Raw genomic sequence first — 14,738 nt, 5'->3', positions numbered from 1 at the left:
TCAAGGCTTTCGTTCCCGACTACCGGGGAGGTTTCCTTGCATTCCATGCTCTGGCACCGGCTTGACCGCGCGGGACAGGACGCCTGTCGCTTCCTGCGGACGAAAACCGGCTGGACCGTCGAAGGCACCGCCGTCTTCGATCAGGCGGGCGCTCCGGCCTCGATCCGCTACCGGCTGGACTGCGACCCCGCCTGGCAAAGCCGGTCCGCCGCAGTGCGCGGCTGGATCGGCGGACAGGAGGTCACACAGGACATCCGCCGCGGCGAGGACGGGCGCTGGCAGGTCAACGACTTCGGCGACGACCGGCTGAGCGGTCTATGTGACATTGGACTTGGCTTCACCCCTGCCAGCAACACCAATGCAATCCGCCGGCTGAGCCTTCCTGCCGGGACCGAAGCGGGGACCGAGGTGGTCTGGCTGGACATGGAAGACTGGGTGGTCAAGCCGCTCCGCCAGACTTACCGGCGGGTCGCCGAACGGCTTTACGATTACGCCTCGCCCCTGCACGGCTATGCCGCGCGGCTGGAGGTCGACGGGTTCGGCGCGGTCATCGACTACCCCGACCTTTGGCGCGACAAATCTGGCGCACGGCCTCCACTGCTGAGGCGAACCCTATAGCGCCTGGCCGGCCGCCCAGCCCGATGACCAGGCCCATTGGAAGTTGTAGCCGCCGAGCCAGCCGGTCACGTCGACCACCTCGCCCACAAAATGCAGCCCCAGCACCGCCGTCGCCTCCATCGTGCGCCCGTCGAGCGCCCGTGTGTCGACGCCGCCCAGTGTGACCTCGGCGGTCCGGTAGCCCTCTGACCCTACGGGAACCAGCCGCCAGTCGCAAAGGCCAGCCGCCACGTGGTCCAGTGTCGCCCCCGACAACTCGGCCATCGGCTGGGTGACGCCGGCCGCCTCTTCAAGATGCCGCGCCAGCCGCTCGGGCAGCCAATGCCCAAGCACCGTCCGCAGTGCCGCCCTGCCCTGCCCCGCCTTCGCCGCCCGCAGTTCGGCCCCCGGATCGCGACCGGGCATGAGGTTGATCGAGATCGCCTCGCCCTCGCGCCAGTAGGACGAGACCTGCAGGATCGCCGGCCCCGAAAGCCCGCGATGGGTGAAAAGCATCGCCTCGTCAAAGCCCTGGCGCCCGGCACTGACCCGGCCGGGAACGGCTAGCCCGGCGAGGGGGCGCATCCAGTTGAGTTCCTGCTCGGCGAAGGCCAGGGGGACAAGGGCGGGGCGCGTCTCGACCAGCGGAAGGCCAAAGCTTTCGGCGACCCGGTAGCCATAGCCCGTGGCCCCCATCTTCGGGATCGACTTGCCGCCCGTCGCCACGACAACCTTCCGCGCCGCCTGCGGCCCCCGCGCGGTCTCGACCGTGAAGTGGTCGCCTTCCCGGCGCACGTCGCCCAGTGCGCAGCCGAGCCAAAGGGTGACGCCGGCGCGCTCCATGTCCTTGAGGAGCATATCGATGACCTGCGTCGCCGAACCGTCGCAGAAGAGCTGTCCCAGGGTCTTTTCGTGCCAGGCGATGCCGGCCGCGTCGATCCGGGCGATGAAATCCCACTGGGTGAACCGCTTCAGCGCCGAAAGCGCAAAACGCGGGTTCTGCGACAGGAAGCGGTCCGGCGCGATCCCGAGGTTGGTGAAATTGCAGCGCCCGCCGCCCGAGATTCGGATCTTCTCGCCCGCCGCGCGGGCATGGTCGATCACCAGCACCCGGCGCCCGCGCCGCCCGGCCTCGATCGCGGCCATCATGCCGGCCGCCCCGGCGCCAAGGATGATCGCGTCCCAGACCATGGCCCGTCCTACCCGCAGCGGCACGGGCGGGCAAGCCGCGGCATGACGTCGATTTTTGCGGCAAGGCCCCTTGCACCCCCGCAGGCCCTTCGCTAAACACCCCGGCACGGTTGGGGCGTCGCCAAGTGGTAAGGCAGCGGTTTTTGGTACCGCCATACCTAGGTTCGAATCCTAGCGCCCCAGCCAGCTTCCCCCTTCCCGCATCGGAACGATCAGGAAAGCCCCGGCGTGCGTCACAAAGCCCTTCTCCTCGCTGCCCTCCTGCCGCTTGCGGCCTGCGGTGGCGGCACGACCACGATGCAGTTCTACCCCCTGGAAGGCGCGATCCACGCGTCCGACCCGACGCAGGTGATCGAAGCGACGATGCGCAACGTCAAGGGCACCTCGGGGCCGGTCAGCTTCCGCCTGCCCGACCGCAACGACTGCGAGGGCACCTGGAGCTCGCTGACCCCGAAGACCGTCACGCGGTCGGGCGGTGTGTCCCTGACCTGGAAGAAGGTCGGCGGCGACGTGGAGGCCAAGACCGACACGGTGGCGGGCGTGAACGACGGCGAGATCTATGCCGTCTGCGAGGATGGCACCCGCGTGCAGGGCACCTTCGTCATCGGCTCGGGCACCGCGAGCGGCACCGGGAAAGCGACGGATACGAACGGGAACGTCTACAAGCTCTTGTTCTAGGGCCGCCAGAACCGCTAACCGACAACCTCGGGGCGCTTCGCCAATGGCGTGTCCGGCGGTTGGCCGGACTTGCGAACCACGCAGGAGTTGTAGGCGGCCTCCGGGTCGCTTGGGCGGACCGGGATCGTGGTCGACACGCCGACGCCGGTGCCACCGCCCCAGTAGTCGTCCCAGCCCCATCCACCATAGCCAATGCCAGCGCCCGTGCCGACGCCGATCGAAACGGTGCTTTGGCTGCCACCGCCAAGGACATTGCGGGCGCACTGGGCCTCGGCAACGTCAACGGAAACCGGTTGGGTCGGTTGCACGCAACCTGCGGGCAGAAGAAGTCCAAGGTACAGCACTCTGCGAAGCATGGGACCTTTCCTTCATCATCGGCCCGGGAACATTACACCCGAACCGCGTCATCGGTCTTGCCCGAAATTCTGAACGGTCGTCATCGGCACCGGGATCCGGCCCAGGACCAACGGACTCGCCGACCGCCATGTTCCAGCGACCTCAGCCGCGCCCTGCCAGCGCGTCGCGTAGGACCTTGAGCACCGCCTCGCCGGGCACGTCATCGGCCACGAAGGCCTGCCCGATCCCGCGCGCGAGGATGAAGCGCAGCTTGCCGTCGACCACCTTCTTGTCCTGCCCCATGAGCGTGACAAGCGCCTCGGGCCCCGGCAGATCGCCGGGAATGTCAGAGAGATCGACCTTCATCCCCATTGCCTTCAGATGGGCGCGGACGCGGCTGGGGTCTTCCTGTGAACAGAGACCAAGGCGGGACGAAAGCTCGAAGGCCAGCGCGCAGCCGATCGCGACGCCCTCGCCGTGAAGGAGCCGGTCCGAATAGCCGGTCGCCTTTTCCAGCGCATGGCAGAAGGTGTGGCCAAGGTTCAGAAGCGCGCGTTCGCCCTCTTCGGTCTCATCGCGGCTGACGATCCCGGCTTTCATCTCGACCGACCGGGTGACGGCGTGAAGCCGTGCCGCCGTGTCGCCATCCCGCAGCGCCGGGCCTTGGCCCTCAAGCCACTGGAAAAAATCGGCATCGCCCAGAAGGCCGTATTTCACCACCTCGCCGTAACCGGACAGGAAGTCGCGCGTCGGCAGCGTATCGAGGACACCAATGTCGGCGAGCACAAGGCTTGGCTGGTGGAAGCTGCCGACGAGGTTCTTGCCCTGTGCCGTGTTGATCCCGGTCTTGCCGCCGACCGAACTGTCGACCTGCGCAAGTAGCGTCGTCGGCAGCTGCACGAAGCGTACCCCGCGGCGCAGGATCGCCGCGGAAAAGCCGACGAGGTCGCCGATCACGCCGCCACCAAGCGCGATCACCACGTCCCGGCGTTCGACCTTTGCCTCCAGCAGCCATTCTGTTGCCCGGGCCAGATGCTCCCAGCTCTTGGTCGCCTCGCCCGCCGGCAGCGCCAGCGCGCTGACTGCAATGCCCCTGGCCTCCAGCGCGGCGGTCAGCCTTGGCAGGTGCCGCTCGGCCACCGTCGCGTCCGTCACCACGGCCACGCGCGGGCGGGCCAGAAGCGGCGCGATTTCCGCCCCGGCCCGGTCGATCAGCCCGGTGCCGATCCGGACCTCGTAGGACCGGTCGCCAAGATCCACCTTCACGGTATTCAAGGGGTCACTCCTTCAGAACGTCCGACCGGCTGCGCAGCGCCTCGAGGACACGGGTCGCCATGGCCTCGACCGAGAGCTCGGGCGAGGCATCGACGATCAGGTCGGCCTCGGCGTAATGCGGCAGGCGGGCCTCGTAAAGCTCACGCAGCGTCTCCCGCGGGTTCGGCGTGCGCAAAAGCGGCCGCGTCGTCTTGTGCCGGACCCGTTGCCAGAGAAGGTCAAGGCTGGCGCGCAGCCAGACCGAGATGCCGACATCATGGATCATCTGCCGGTTCGCCGGGGCCAGAAACGCCCCGCCCCCGGTGGACAGCACGCAAGGCGTCCCCCGCAGAAGGCGCGAGATCACCTCGGTCTCGCGGGCGCGAAAGAAGGCCTCGCCGTCGCGTTCGAAGATTTCGGCGATGCTGCGGTTGGCGGCCCGGACGATCTCTTCATCGGAATCCCGGAACTCGACCGCCAGCTGGCGCGCAAGGGCGGTGCCGACGGCCGTCTTGCCGGCACCCATCATGCCGACCATCACCACAGTCTTCTCCAAATGCACCATCTGACCGATACGCGCCCCCGTGTCCGGAACGGCGATCCCCTGCCGAAAGGAAATCTTTCGCCCTCAATGGCGTGAACTTCGGGCGAATGCTATATAGAATTGCATCCGGGTTCGCCGTAGTCAGCCGCAAGGCCGGCAGGGCGCAAGAAGATCGGGCGGGCCAATCCGTCCGGCAAGACGACACGAGGAAGGGCAAGAGGATGGGTCGGGTATTCAAGGCATTGGTATTCCTTGTCATCATCGGATTCATCGGATTGTCGGCCTATGCCTATCTGGGCGATCTTGCCCCGGTCCAAAGTGAAGTGAAGCAGCCCGTGGTGTTGAATGCGGATTAGGCTGGCCGGGGTTGCCGCCCTTTTGGTCTTCTCGGGCCCGACGCTCGCCCAGGACGGGGGACCGCTCAGCGCGATCGACTGGCTGTCGGAATCCGTAGCCGCCCCCGCCGCACCGAACAGCGGAGGCGTTACGGTCGTGATCGACGAACCGCCGGTGACGGGACAGGGCGGTGCCCTGCCCGAGCCGGTGGCGACGACCGCGCTTGACGCCCCGGCACCGGACGGAACCGGGCTGATCCCGCCCCAGGTCTCGGGCCTGCCGAAGAACCTCTGGGGTGCGGGACTGACGCTGGAAATCGCCGAACGGCTGGTCGCCCATCCCGACGACGACCTGCCGGCGCTGCGCCAGCTGTTCCTGACGATCCTTCTGGCCGAAGCCGACCCCCCGGTCGATGCCGCCGGCAAGGGCGATCTTCTGCAGGTCCGGATCGACAAGCTTCTGTCCCTTGGCGCGCTGGAGCAGGCCGCCGCCCTGATCGAAGCGGCCGGGGCGACCACACCGGCGCTTTTCCGGCGAGCCTTCGACGTGGCCCTTCTGACCGGGGCCGAGGATCGCGCCTGCGAAAAGATGGCGGCCGCCCCCGACCTTGCGCCAACCGTGCCGGCCAGGATCTTCTGCCTTGCGCGCTCAGGCGATTGGGACACCGCCGCCCTGACCCTGCACAGCGCCGAGGCCTTGGGCGAAATCACCGCCAACCAGGCGGCGCTTCTCGCGCGTTTCCTTGACCCGGACCTCTTCGAAGGCGAACCGCCCCCGCCAGCACCCGAGCCGGTGACCCCGCTGGATTGGGTGATGTTCGATGCGATCGGCGAACCCCTGGCGACGGATCGTCTGCCGCTTGCGTTTTCCTATGCCGAGATCAGCCCCCGCGCCGGCTGGAAGGCGCAGATCGAAGCAGCCGAGCGGCTGACGCGCGGCGGGACCATGCCGCCGAACGTGATCCTCGGTCTTTACACCGAACGCGCGCCCGCAGCCTCGGGCGGGGTCTGGGACCGGGCCGCCGCCTTCCAGAAGTTCGAAAGCGCGCTTACCTCGGGCGATGCGGCCCGTGTCGCCGAGACCCTGCCCGAGGTCTGGCTGCGGATGCAGGAGGCCGAGCTTGAAGTGCCCTTTGCCGTTCTTTTCGGCCAGGCCCTGATCGACCTGAAGCTGGAAGGCGAGGCCGGCGCGATCGCGTTGCGGGTGGCGCTGCTGTCGCCCTATCTTGAGGCTGCGGCCCGCCGGATGACCCCGACCGGGCCGCAGGAGGCTTTCCTCGTGGCCGTTGCCAAGGGCGACCCGACGCTGGTCGTGCCGCCGGACAGCATGGCCCGCGCGATCGTGGCGGCCTATCGCAACCCCGCCCTTCCGGCCGAGGGCCAGGCGCTCATCGACGGCAACCGGCCCGGCGAGGCGATCCTTCTGGCGATCGACAGCATCGGGCGCGGCGTGCAGGGCGACCTGCGCGGTGTGACCGATGGCCTTGCGCTTCTCCGTGCGGCGGGCCTGTCGGGCGTGGCGCGGCGGACGGCGCTGGAACTGATGATCCTGGAACGGCGGGGGTAGCGGCATGCCGGGGCCGGACGCACGACGATGGATCGCCACCTTCCTTGACGCCCGCGCTGCCGAGGCGGGCCAGGCGCGGAACACCCGGCTGGCCTATGGCCGCGATCTGGTCGATTTCAGCGACTGGCTGACGGCTTGGGGCAAGGACCTTGCCACCGCCGACCGGGCAGCGGTCGAGGATTACCTTGTCCACTGCGACGCCCAAGGCCTGTCCAAGGCCACCCGGGCGCGGCGCCTGTCGGCGATCCGCCAGCTTTACCTTTTCGCGGTCGACGAAGGCTGGCGGACGGACAACCCGGCCCAGCGCCTTGCCGGGCCCGGCCGGTCGAAATCCCTGCCGAAGACGCTCAGCGAGGCCGAAGTGGAGCGTCTTCTCGAAGCCGCGCGCCAGCGGGGCCGCACTTCAGCGGACCGCCTGCGCGACACGGCACTTTTCGAGCTGCTCTATGCCTCGGGCCTGCGCGTCAGCGAACTTGTCGGCCTGCCGGTCGCGGCCGTCCGGGGCGACCCCCGGATGATCCTCGTGCGCGGCAAGGGGGACAAGGAACGGATGGTGCCCCTGTCCGGCCCGGCGCGAGAGGCGCTGGCCGCCTGGCTGGCCCACCGCGACGCCACGGAAGAGGCCGCCCGGATCGCGGGCAAGCCAGCATCACGCTATCTCTTCCCTGGCGACGGGCGGGACGGCCACCTGACCCGGCAGTATTTCCACAGCCTCGTGAAGGATGCGGCGATCCGCGCCGGTATCTCGCCCGCGCGTGTCACGCCGCATGTCCTGAGACACGCCTTTGCCACCCATCTTCTGGCCCACGGCGCCGATCTGCGCGTGATCCAGACCCTTCTGGGCCATGCCGATGTCGCCACGACCGAGATCTACACCCATGTGCTTGACGATCACCTGGCCGACCTCGTGCTGACCCGCCACCCCCTTGCCCGCAAGGGCTGACCCCGCTGCAGGACCCGATGATGCCCACCCCCACCCTCGACGCTGCCTTCTGGCTGACCGCGCTTGCCATCCTTGGCCTTCTGGTGATGTCCGCCTTCTTCTCCGGGTCCGAGACGGCGCTGACCGCATCGTCGCGCGCCAAGCTGAAAGGTCTGGCCGACAAGGGGTCTCGCGGGGCGGCAACGGCGATGACCGTGACCGAGGACCGGGAACGGATGATCGGTGCCCTGCTTCTGGGCAACAACATCGTCAACATCCTGTCGGCGTCGCTGGCCACGGCCCTGCTGACCCGGATGTTCGGCGACAGCGGGGTGGCCCTTGCGACCTTCGCCATGACCGCACTCGTCCTCATCTTCGGCGAGGTGATGCCGAAGACCGTCGCCATCACCTACCCCGAGCCGGTCGCCACCCGGGTTGCGCCCTTGATCCGGGTCCTGATCCTTCTCTTCTCGCCAGTCGTATCGGTCGTCCGCGCCGTGGTCCGCGGTCTCCTGCGGCTGGTCGGGCTGAAGGCCGAAGAGGGCAGCGCGATGCTGGCTCTGCGCGAAGAGATCGCCGGGGCCATCGCGCTTGGCCATTCCGAAGGTGCCGTGGAAAAGGACGCCCGTGACCGGCTGCTTGGTGCGCTGGACCTGTCGCACCGGACGGTGGACGAGATCATGCGCCACCGCCGCCAGGTCGAGATGATCGACGCCGACCTTCCCCCGGGCGAGATCATCACCCGGGTCCTTGCCTCGCCGCACACCCGCCTGCCGATCTATCGCGAAACGACCGAGAACATTCTTGGCGTGGTCCATGCAAAAGACCTCCTGCGCGAGGTGGACCGGCTGGTCCGAGGCGACTCGCCGCTCGGAATCGAGGCGCTGGATATCGTGAAGGTCGCGATGAAGCCCTATTTCATCCCGGACACCACCTCGCTGGACGAACAGATGCGCGAGTTCCTAGCCCGGCGCACCCATTTCGCGCTGGTGGTCGACGAGTACGGCGCGTTGCAGGGGCTGATCACGCTGGAAGACATCCTTGAAGAAATCGTCGGTGACATCACCGACGAATTCGACGTGGTGCGCAAGGATTCAGGCCTGACGGCAACCGAGGACGGCAGCTACCTTGTCGATGGCGCGATGACGATCCGCGACCTGAACCGCACGACAGACTGGTCCCTGCCGGATGACGAGGCCAACACGATTGCTGGCCTTGTCATCCACGAAGCCCAGATGATCCCGAACGAAGGCCAGGTTTTCAGCTTCCACGGCTTCCGCTTCGAAGTGGTCGCCCGGCGTGAGAACCGGATCACCCAGCTGAAACTGCGGCCGCTCTGACCGGCGCCACATTGCGCTTGGTGGACGAGGCCGAACCCCGCGCCGCCCAGTCCGCAGCCGCTGCGCCGAAGGCCTGGAAAAGCGGGCGCGAGACCGGGTCGTTCCCGGCATTCCACTCGGGGTGCCACTGCACCGAAAGGGTAAAGCCCGGCGCGTCCTTGACATAGATCGCCTCGGGCGTGCCATCGGGCGCATGACCGTCGATGACGATCCCGGGGGCTGGCCGCGCGATGCCCTGACCATGGAGCGTATTCGTCATCACCTCGCGCGCGCCCATCAGCCGGTGAAACTGCCCGCCTTCGGTGAATGTCACCGCATGGCGCAGGGCAAAGCATTCCTCCAGCGTCCCATCGGGCGGCATCCGGTGGTTCATCCTTCCCGGCAGGTCGCGGATCTCGGGATGAAGAGTGCCGCCAAGGGCCACGTTCACCTCTTGAAATCCCCGGCAGATGCCAAGGAAGGGCTGGCCCCGTTCCACACAGGCGCGGATCAGGGGCAGCGTGATCGCATCCCGGCCCCGGTCGAAGGCACCATGGGCCGGCGTCTCTTCCTCTCCGTATTCGCTGGGGTGAACGTTCGGCCGCCCCCCGGTCAGAAGAAAGCCGTCGCAAAGCTCCAGGAGTTCCCTGACCGCAACGTAACGGGGATCGGACGGAATGATCAGCGGCAGGCAGCCCGCAACCTCGGCCACGGCGGCGGAATTCATCGTCCCGCCCGAGTGCACCGGGTAGCTGTCATTGATCAGGTAGCTGTTGCCGATGATCCCGACAACCGGCCGTCCGCACGCCATCCCGAAACCCGTCACCGCAAGAGAAACCGTCTTGATCCTGTCACGAAGGATAAACCTCGGAGGCGCGCGCGGAAAGGGGCGAAGGGCGTCCGCTGTGCACATGCCCCGTCACCCTGCGCACAAAGCAGGCAATCGGGGGCCCGCTCACGCCAAAATGACTATCCTTCCCAAGCGGGAAGGCTGCAAAGACGTTCGAAACAGCCTGTGGAGTTGCCAATGATCCCGTTCCGTCTCCGTCTCGCCGCCCCCGTTCTCGTTGCCGCGCTTGGCCTGACCGGCCTTCACTCGATGGCCCAGGACGCGACAGGCCACGAAGGCCACGCCATGATGGGCGACAAGGGCCCGGCCTCAATGGCCTACATGGAGGCCAATGACCGGATGCATGCCGACATGGCCATCGAATACACCGGCAATGCCGATGTCGATTTCATCCGGGGGATGATCCCGCATCACCAGGGCGCGGTCGACATGGCGCGGGTGGTGCTTGAACACGGGTCCGACCCCGAGGTCCGGAAGCTGGCCGAAGAGGTGATCGCGGCGCAGGAGGCCGAAATCAAATGGATGCAGGAGTGGCTGGCGAAAAACGACGGCTGAGCCCTCAGCCGCGCCGGCGCAGGTAGGCCTCCGCCACCGCGACCATCCGGGCCCGGGTCATCTCGGGCCCGTGCCCGCCTATGACCAGGCGGCAGTCAAGCAGTCGCAAACGTTCCATCGTGGCAACATAGTCGGGGACCGAAGCACCGGGCAGGTCATCCAGAATATCGTCATCATAGATCGCGTCGCCCGAGAGGAAGAGCCCGTCCCGTTCGTCCAGCAGGCCGATCCCGCCCGGCGAATGGCCGGGAAGGTGGAGGACCGTGAAGACCCGGTCGACAAGGTCGATCCGGTCGCCTTCGCCGACCGTCCCGGTCAATGCCGCGGGCCGAAGTTGCCAGTCATCCACCGTCCAGCCGTTTGGCGGCGGGTCGGTGACATCGGGCCAGCTGCGGAACTCCTCCGCAAAGGTCTCGACGCCCGGCAGCCCGGCAAAGCCCGCCGCCTCGGCGGCATGACCAAGGCGGTCGGCGAATTCATGAAACCCGCCGATGTGGTCGACATGGGCATGGCTGGCGACGGCGATGATGGGCTTGCCGGTCAAAGGGAGAGCCGGCCGCAGCGGCACGACCCCGCAGCCGAAGTCGAACTGCAGGTCCCGGTCGCGCCCAAGCACGGTGACCATCGCCGCCCGGAACATCGGCGCGACCGCCGGCTCCAGCGTCACGAAGACGCCCGGCTCTACCTCGCGCAGGCGGAACCAGCCGCTCATGCCCCGGCTGCGACCACCCTGGCGGCGGCGGGCAGAGCGCCCGCGCCATGCGGGATGCCGAGTGCCAGCATCCCCGCCTCCATGACCGCCAGCGCCCCCAGCGTCATATGGGCATTGACATGCCCCATATGCGCCACGCGCAGGAAGCCGTGATAGGCAGGGTCGGTCGAAGGCGCCATGCCAAGGCCGATCCCAAGGGTCACCCCGGCCTTCGTCTCGCACCATGTCCGCAGCGCGGTGGCATGGGGGGCGCCGAAACGCGCGGCGGTGACCGACCAGCCCCGATCGCCCGGGGCAACGACGTTCATCCCGATGGCCGGGTTACCCGCCGCCCAGGCATCGAAGGCGGCCCAGACCGCGCTTGCCAGCGTATGGTGGCGCTTCCAGACCTGCGGCATGCCTTCTTCCTGCAGCATGTTCAGTGCCTCGCGCAGGCCGAAGAGATGGCTGGTCGGCGCGGTGCCATCCCAGATCTGCCAGAACTCCTCGGGCTCTGCCCGGGGGCCCCAGGCCCAGTAGGGGCTGGCAAGGTCCGACTTCCCGCAGCGCAGCCGCGCGGCTTCGCTGAACCAGACGAAGGCCATCCCCGGCGGGGTCATCAGCCCTTTCTGGCAGGCCGCGACCATCACGTCGACGCCCCAGTCGTCCATCCGGAACTCGTCGCAGCCAAGGCTCGCGATGCAGTCGACGGCCAGCAGCGCCGGATGCCCCGCCGCATCCATTGCCGCGCGCAACGCGGGGATGTCGGTCTTGATCGAACTTGCCGTGTCAACATGCGTCGTCAGCACCGCCTTGATCCGGTGGCCGCTGTCGGCCCGTAGCGCAGCCTCGACCCGCCCCATGTCGACGGGCGCGGACTTGCCGAAATCCAGGACCTCGACCTCGATCCCCATCGCCCGGGCCGAATTCGCCCAGCTTGTCCCGAACTGCCCCGTCGCCAGCACCAGCGCCTTCTCGCCGCGTGAAAAGAGGTTGGCGTTCGCCGCCTCCCAGGCAGCGTGGCCGTTTCCGATATACATCGCCACATGGCCCGTGGTCCCCGCCACCGCGCGCAGGTCGGGCCAGAGGCTGGCGACCATGTCGATCAGCGGGCCTTCGTAGATGTTGGGCGAGCCCTGGTGCATCGCCCGAAGCACCCGGTCGGGAATGACCGACGGGCCGGGAATCGCCAGATAGGGACGACCGTTGGCAAGGCTCATGCGTTTCTCCTGCGCTTTGTCCGCCATGGCTATGCCCCGGCAGGAGGGGCGTCAATCCGGCCCGGCCGGGTCTGCCCGCCGGACCCGGCATTTCCCAGACGACCTGGGCCGGAAACCGCCGCTTCTCCCCTAGCTGGAAACCGCGCGTGACCTTTCGCAGCGCGATCCGGGCAAAACTGCGTGAGCAAGACTTTCGCCGGCCAGGATAGGCGCCTATCCTGTCCGCATGACCGAAGGCGAAACCGATCCCTCGCGCACCGTCTGGTCCCTGACCGGCAAGGATACGCTGCCCTTTCTTCAGGGGCTGGTGACCAACGACATGCGCCAGCTCGAGGCGGGCCCTGGCATTGTCTGGGCTGCTCTTCTGACGCCCCAGGGCAAGTATCTTGCCGATTTCTTCGTGATCCGCACCGCAGCAGAGGACGCGATCCTGATCGACATTGCCACGACGCTGGCCCCTGCCACGCTGCGCCGCCTGTCGATGTACCGTCTGCGCGCCGATGTGACGATCACGCCGACCAGCCTTTTCGTCCGGCGCGGACTTGGCCCCGCGCCGCAGGGTGCCTTGCCCGACCCGCGCCACGAGGCGCTTGGCTGGCGCGCCTGGACGGACCGACCGGGCGCCCCGCCCTCCATTGACTGGGACCGGATCCGGGTCGAGCACCTTGTCCCTGAAAGCGGCATCGAGTTGATCCCCGACGACAGCTACATCCTCGAACACGGTTTCGAACGGCTTCACGGCGTCGACTTCCGCAAGGGCTGCTATGTCGGCCAGGAAGTGACGGCGCGGATGAAGCACAAGACCGAACTGCGGAAAGGCCTGGTGCGTGTCAGGATTTCGGGCGCCGCGCCCGTGGGAACCGAGATCACCGCCGCCGGCAAGCCGGCCGGGCGGCTCTTCACCCAAAGCGACGGTCAGGCCATTGCCTACCTGCGGCTCGACCGGTGCGATCCACCCCTGGCGGCTGGCCCGGCGTCACTGGAGACAGCCTGATACCGGCCGGCGCGGACCGTGGCGACGTTACGGCACGAAATCGTTACAAAAGCTTGAAAACCCGTCGCCTGCCCCCACATGCTGCGGGTGACAGCGCAACCGGACCGCTACATCCTGAGGCGTCCCGTCACTGTCATGCAGTCTACGCATATCCGTCATGCGAAAGCGGACTGCCCGAATCATGTGCAAATGGCTAAAAGCCTTGAACGCCAAAAGACAAGAGCAAGAACAAGGACCGCAGTATGTTTGACTCCATCGACAGCACCGCCTTCAACTTCGAGCAGGGGCAGCGCGCGCGCAAACTCTTTGCCGCCGTGGTTCTTGCCGCACTTGATGACGCGATTGCCGATGACAAGAAATACGGCAATGGTCCCGACCAGATCGCCCGCTGGGCGCGGTCGCGCGACGGCCGTGAAGTGCTGTCCTGCGCCGGGATCGACCCGAACGAGCGCGTGGTCAAGGGCCTGATGGAATTCGTCGGCAAGGGTGTGCGCACCAGCGTCGCGCTCAGCCGCGAAGAATCCGAACGCCGTCACCTTCTGGAAGCCGAACACGCCGAAGCTGCCTGATCGGTTTTCCCTGACACGACCTGAACGCGCCCATCCGGGCGCGTTTTTCGTTGGTTCGGACCGGTCTCAGTCCAGGGCGTGGGCGGCAAGCGCGCGGTTGATCTCGGCCCGCACCAACTTGCGCACGCTATGGGTGATCCGCTCACCCAGAACACCTTTCAGCTCATCGCGGATCAGCTGCCGGATGATTTGCTGCAAGGCGGCCTCGTCCAGGACGGTCAGCGGATTGCCCTCGCCATCGGTCAGCATCTGCTCGGCTGAAAGCTTCAGCACATCCGGTCGCTTTGTCTTGGTCTCGTCAGGCTGTTCCACCGCCGGCGGGGCCTGACCCGGCGCCAGAAGTTCGAGGTCCTCGTCCAGCCAGTCATCCCCGACCTCTCCCCAGGGCGCTTTGCTTTCTTGCGCTGCTGCCGCCGGCACGGGTTCGGGCTCCGGCGCGACCGCCTCACGCATAGCGAGCCCAGAAACAACTGGCTCTGACACGACTGTCTCGGGCACGACTGGCTCGGGCACGACCGGGTCCGGCTCCGGAACAAGCTCGGCCTCCTCGGCTCCAAGCGCCAGTTCGGCAAGCGGTGCCTCGGGCTCGGCCCAGATTTCCTCTTCCCATTCCGCCTCGACGACATGGACTGCTTCGGCGGCCAGTGCTTCAGCGGCCGGTGCTTCGGCAGAGGCCTCCGGCCCCTTTTCATCCGCCACGCGGGTGGTCAGGACCAAAGGAGCGGCTGCGGTTGCACGGTCCGAGGCAACGCGCTGGGCCGGAGTAAGCACCAGCCGGTCTTGTGCCTGATCGGCTTCGGCCGGCTGGTCATGGACGTCGATCGAAACAAGACGACGTACCGAGGAAACGAAGTCCTCGATCTCGTTCGTGCTGATCGGTGCTGACATCCGCGCCGTCCTCTGCGGTTTTGTTCCGAACCATCGACATCAGCTTAGCCTGCCAGGCAATTGCCCGGCAACGCATTAATTGACACCAGCTTGCCCGGCGCCGTCAGTTGCCGATCTTTTCCAGGATGCGGTCCAGCTTCTTGCCCTGCACCGAATGCGAGGGCGCGTTCTGCACGGCGTTGAAGTAGGCCTCGGGGTCGTAGGTGGCGATCCCGAGCTGCAGATGGT

The 14,738-nt window shown here is 67.2% G+C and carries 17 protein-coding genes and 1 tRNA gene; 10 read left to right on the top strand and 8 right to left on the bottom strand.

The window, feature by feature from the left end; genetic code table 11:
* The first annotated feature begins 45 nt into the window (after positions 1–45).
* Positions 46–618, top strand: a complete 573-nt coding sequence (locus tag AC2D9V_RS17060) for a putative glycolipid-binding domain-containing protein (RefSeq protein ID WP_484715380.1) — start codon at positions 46–48, stop codon at positions 616–618.
* Here AC2D9V_RS17060 and AC2D9V_RS17055 read toward each other — a convergent pair.
* Complete coding sequence (locus tag AC2D9V_RS17055) at positions 613–1,788, bottom strand: BaiN/RdsA family NAD(P)/FAD-dependent oxidoreductase (protein WP_484715294.1); 1,176 nt, start codon at positions 1,786–1,788, stop codon at positions 613–615. The genes AC2D9V_RS17060 and AC2D9V_RS17055 overlap by 6 nt on opposite strands.
* 111 nt (positions 1,789–1,899) lie before the next feature.
* Between AC2D9V_RS17055 and AC2D9V_RS17050 the strand changes: the two genes are divergently transcribed.
* Together AC2D9V_RS17050 and AC2D9V_RS17045 are read left to right on the top strand one after the other, a co-directional pair.
* Positions 1,900–1,974 (top strand) — tRNA-Gln (locus AC2D9V_RS17050).
* Positions 1,975–2,016: 42 nt separating this feature from the next.
* The gene (locus tag AC2D9V_RS17045) at positions 2,017–2,466 is read left to right on the top strand and encodes a hypothetical protein (protein ID WP_484715293.1); all 450 of its coding nucleotides are present in this window, start codon (positions 2,017–2,019) and stop codon (positions 2,464–2,466) included.
* 14 nt (positions 2,467–2,480) lie between these two features.
* Here the strand turns inward: AC2D9V_RS17045 and AC2D9V_RS17040 are convergent, their stop codons facing one another.
* The 3 genes from AC2D9V_RS17040 to AC2D9V_RS17030 form a co-directional block, all read right to left on the bottom strand.
* The gene (locus tag AC2D9V_RS17040) at positions 2,481–2,822 is read right to left on the bottom strand and encodes a hypothetical protein (RefSeq protein ID WP_484715292.1); all 342 of its coding nucleotides are present in this window, start codon (positions 2,820–2,822) and stop codon (positions 2,481–2,483) included.
* A gap of 142 nt (positions 2,823–2,964) precedes the next feature.
* Positions 2,965–4,077 (bottom strand): 3-dehydroquinate synthase, encoded by a 1,113-nt coding sequence (gene aroB, locus AC2D9V_RS17035; RefSeq protein ID WP_484715291.1) that lies wholly within the window; start codon positions 4,075–4,077, stop codon positions 2,965–2,967.
* Positions 4,078–4,081: 4 nt separating this feature from the next.
* Positions 4,082–4,621, bottom strand: coding sequence for a shikimate kinase (locus tag AC2D9V_RS17030; protein WP_484715290.1), 540 nt, complete (start codon positions 4,619–4,621; stop codon positions 4,082–4,084).
* 200 nt (positions 4,622–4,821) lie between these two features.
* Between AC2D9V_RS17030 and AC2D9V_RS17025 the strand changes: the two genes are divergently transcribed.
* From AC2D9V_RS17025 to AC2D9V_RS17010, 4 genes are read left to right on the top strand one after another with little or no spacing between them, the layout of a single operon-like run.
* A complete protein-coding gene (locus AC2D9V_RS17025) occupies positions 4,822–4,956 on the top strand; it encodes a hypothetical protein (protein ID WP_484715289.1) in 135 nt (44 codons plus the stop codon).
* Positions 4,946–6,502 carry a hypothetical protein gene (locus AC2D9V_RS17020; RefSeq protein ID WP_484715288.1) on the top strand — a complete coding sequence of 519 codons (1,557 nt, stop codon included), beginning with the start codon at positions 4,946–4,948 and terminating at the stop codon, positions 6,500–6,502. The genes AC2D9V_RS17025 and AC2D9V_RS17020 overlap by 11 nt, the downstream gene beginning before the upstream one ends.
* Before the next feature lie 4 nt (positions 6,503–6,506).
* On the top strand, positions 6,507–7,445 hold the full coding sequence (locus tag AC2D9V_RS17015) for a site-specific tyrosine recombinase XerD (RefSeq protein ID WP_484715287.1): 939 nt from the start codon (positions 6,507–6,509) through the stop codon (positions 7,443–7,445).
* Positions 7,446–7,462: 17 nt separating this feature from the next.
* A complete protein-coding gene (locus AC2D9V_RS17010) occupies positions 7,463–8,764 on the top strand; it encodes an HlyC/CorC family transporter (RefSeq protein ID WP_484715286.1) in 1,302 nt (433 codons plus the stop codon).
* Here AC2D9V_RS17010 and AC2D9V_RS17005 read toward each other — a convergent pair.
* Complete coding sequence (locus AC2D9V_RS17005; protein ID WP_484715285.1) at positions 8,736–9,554, bottom strand: gamma-glutamyl-gamma-aminobutyrate hydrolase family protein; 819 nt, start codon at positions 9,552–9,554, stop codon at positions 8,736–8,738. The two genes, AC2D9V_RS17010 and AC2D9V_RS17005, sit on opposite strands and share 29 nt — an antisense overlap.
* 216 nt (positions 9,555–9,770) lie before the next feature.
* Between AC2D9V_RS17005 and copM the strand changes: the two genes are divergently transcribed.
* Positions 9,771–10,148, top strand: coding sequence for a CopM family metallochaperone (copM, locus tag AC2D9V_RS17000; protein ID WP_484715284.1), 378 nt, complete (start codon positions 9,771–9,773; stop codon positions 10,146–10,148).
* Positions 10,149–10,152: 4 nt separating this feature from the next.
* Here the strand turns inward: copM and AC2D9V_RS16995 are convergent, their stop codons facing one another.
* Together AC2D9V_RS16995 and AC2D9V_RS16990 are read right to left on the bottom strand one after the other, a co-directional pair.
* Positions 10,153–10,860 carry an MBL fold metallo-hydrolase gene (locus AC2D9V_RS16995; protein WP_484715283.1) on the bottom strand — a complete coding sequence of 236 codons (708 nt, stop codon included), beginning with the start codon at positions 10,858–10,860 and terminating at the stop codon, positions 10,153–10,155.
* Entirely contained in the window at positions 10,857–12,059 is a 1,203-nt protein-coding gene (locus AC2D9V_RS16990; protein WP_484715282.1) for a pyridoxal-phosphate-dependent aminotransferase family protein, read from the bottom strand. The genes AC2D9V_RS16995 and AC2D9V_RS16990 overlap by 4 nt, the downstream gene beginning before the upstream one ends.
* A gap of 226 nt (positions 12,060–12,285) precedes the next feature.
* On the opposite strand from AC2D9V_RS16990, the gene ygfZ reads away from it, so the two are divergent.
* Positions 12,286–13,053 carry a CAF17-like 4Fe-4S cluster assembly/insertion protein YgfZ gene (ygfZ, locus tag AC2D9V_RS16985; RefSeq protein WP_484715281.1) on the top strand — a complete coding sequence of 256 codons (768 nt, stop codon included), beginning with the start codon at positions 12,286–12,288 and terminating at the stop codon, positions 13,051–13,053.
* A 242-nt stretch (positions 13,054–13,295) separates the two neighbouring features.
* Complete coding sequence (locus AC2D9V_RS16980; RefSeq protein WP_484715280.1) at positions 13,296–13,622, top strand: DUF6280 family protein; 327 nt, start codon at positions 13,296–13,298, stop codon at positions 13,620–13,622.
* A 66-nt stretch (positions 13,623–13,688) separates the two neighbouring features.
* Here the strand turns inward: AC2D9V_RS16980 and AC2D9V_RS16975 are convergent, their stop codons facing one another.
* Positions 13,689–14,510, bottom strand: a complete 822-nt coding sequence (locus AC2D9V_RS16975) for a hypothetical protein (protein WP_484715279.1) — start codon at positions 14,508–14,510, stop codon at positions 13,689–13,691.
* Between the last annotated feature and the right edge of the window lie 228 nt (positions 14,511–14,738).

Source organism: Tabrizicola sp. T46 (assembly GCF_057219895.1).
Note: the sequence above shows the minus strand (reverse complement) of the source record. Positions and strands in the feature narration are given on the sequence as shown.

Coding starts and splice junctions, on each gene's coding strand:
- AC2D9V_RS17020 (WP_484715288.1), top strand. CDS start 4,946: ATGCGGATTAGGCTGGCCGGGGTTGCCGCCCTTTTGGTCTTCTCGGGC.
- AC2D9V_RS17060 (WP_484715380.1), top strand. CDS start 46: ATGCTCTGGCACCGGCTTGACCGCGCGGGACAGGACGCCTGTCGCTTC.
- AC2D9V_RS16980 (WP_484715280.1), top strand. CDS start 13,296: ATGTTTGACTCCATCGACAGCACCGCCTTCAACTTCGAGCAGGGGCAG.
- AC2D9V_RS17015 (WP_484715287.1), top strand. CDS start 6,507: ATGCCGGGGCCGGACGCACGACGATGGATCGCCACCTTCCTTGACGCC.
- AC2D9V_RS16990 (WP_484715282.1), bottom strand. CDS start 12,059: ATGAGCCTTGCCAACGGTCGTCCCTATCTGGCGATTCCCGGCCCGTCG.
- ygfZ (WP_484715281.1), top strand. CDS start 12,286: ATGACCGAAGGCGAAACCGATCCCTCGCGCACCGTCTGGTCCCTGACC.
- AC2D9V_RS17025 (WP_484715289.1), top strand. CDS start 4,822: ATGGGTCGGGTATTCAAGGCATTGGTATTCCTTGTCATCATCGGATTC.
- AC2D9V_RS16995 (WP_484715283.1), bottom strand. CDS start 10,860: ATGAGCGGCTGGTTCCGCCTGCGCGAGGTAGAGCCGGGCGTCTTCGTG.
- AC2D9V_RS17055 (WP_484715294.1), bottom strand. CDS start 1,788: ATGGTCTGGGACGCGATCATCCTTGGCGCCGGGGCGGCCGGCATGATG.
- AC2D9V_RS17010 (WP_484715286.1), top strand. CDS start 7,463: ATGATGCCCACCCCCACCCTCGACGCTGCCTTCTGGCTGACCGCGCTT.
- AC2D9V_RS17005 (WP_484715285.1), bottom strand. CDS start 9,554: ATGGCGTGCGGACGGCCGGTTGTCGGGATCATCGGCAACAGCTACCTG.
- AC2D9V_RS17040 (WP_484715292.1), bottom strand. CDS start 2,822: ATGCTTCGCAGAGTGCTGTACCTTGGACTTCTTCTGCCCGCAGGTTGC.
- AC2D9V_RS16975 (WP_484715279.1), bottom strand. CDS start 14,510: ATGTCAGCACCGATCAGCACGAACGAGATCGAGGACTTCGTTTCCTCG.
- AC2D9V_RS17030 (WP_484715290.1), bottom strand. CDS start 4,621: ATGGTGCATTTGGAGAAGACTGTGGTGATGGTCGGCATGATGGGTGCC.
- copM (WP_484715284.1), top strand. CDS start 9,771: ATGATCCCGTTCCGTCTCCGTCTCGCCGCCCCCGTTCTCGTTGCCGCG.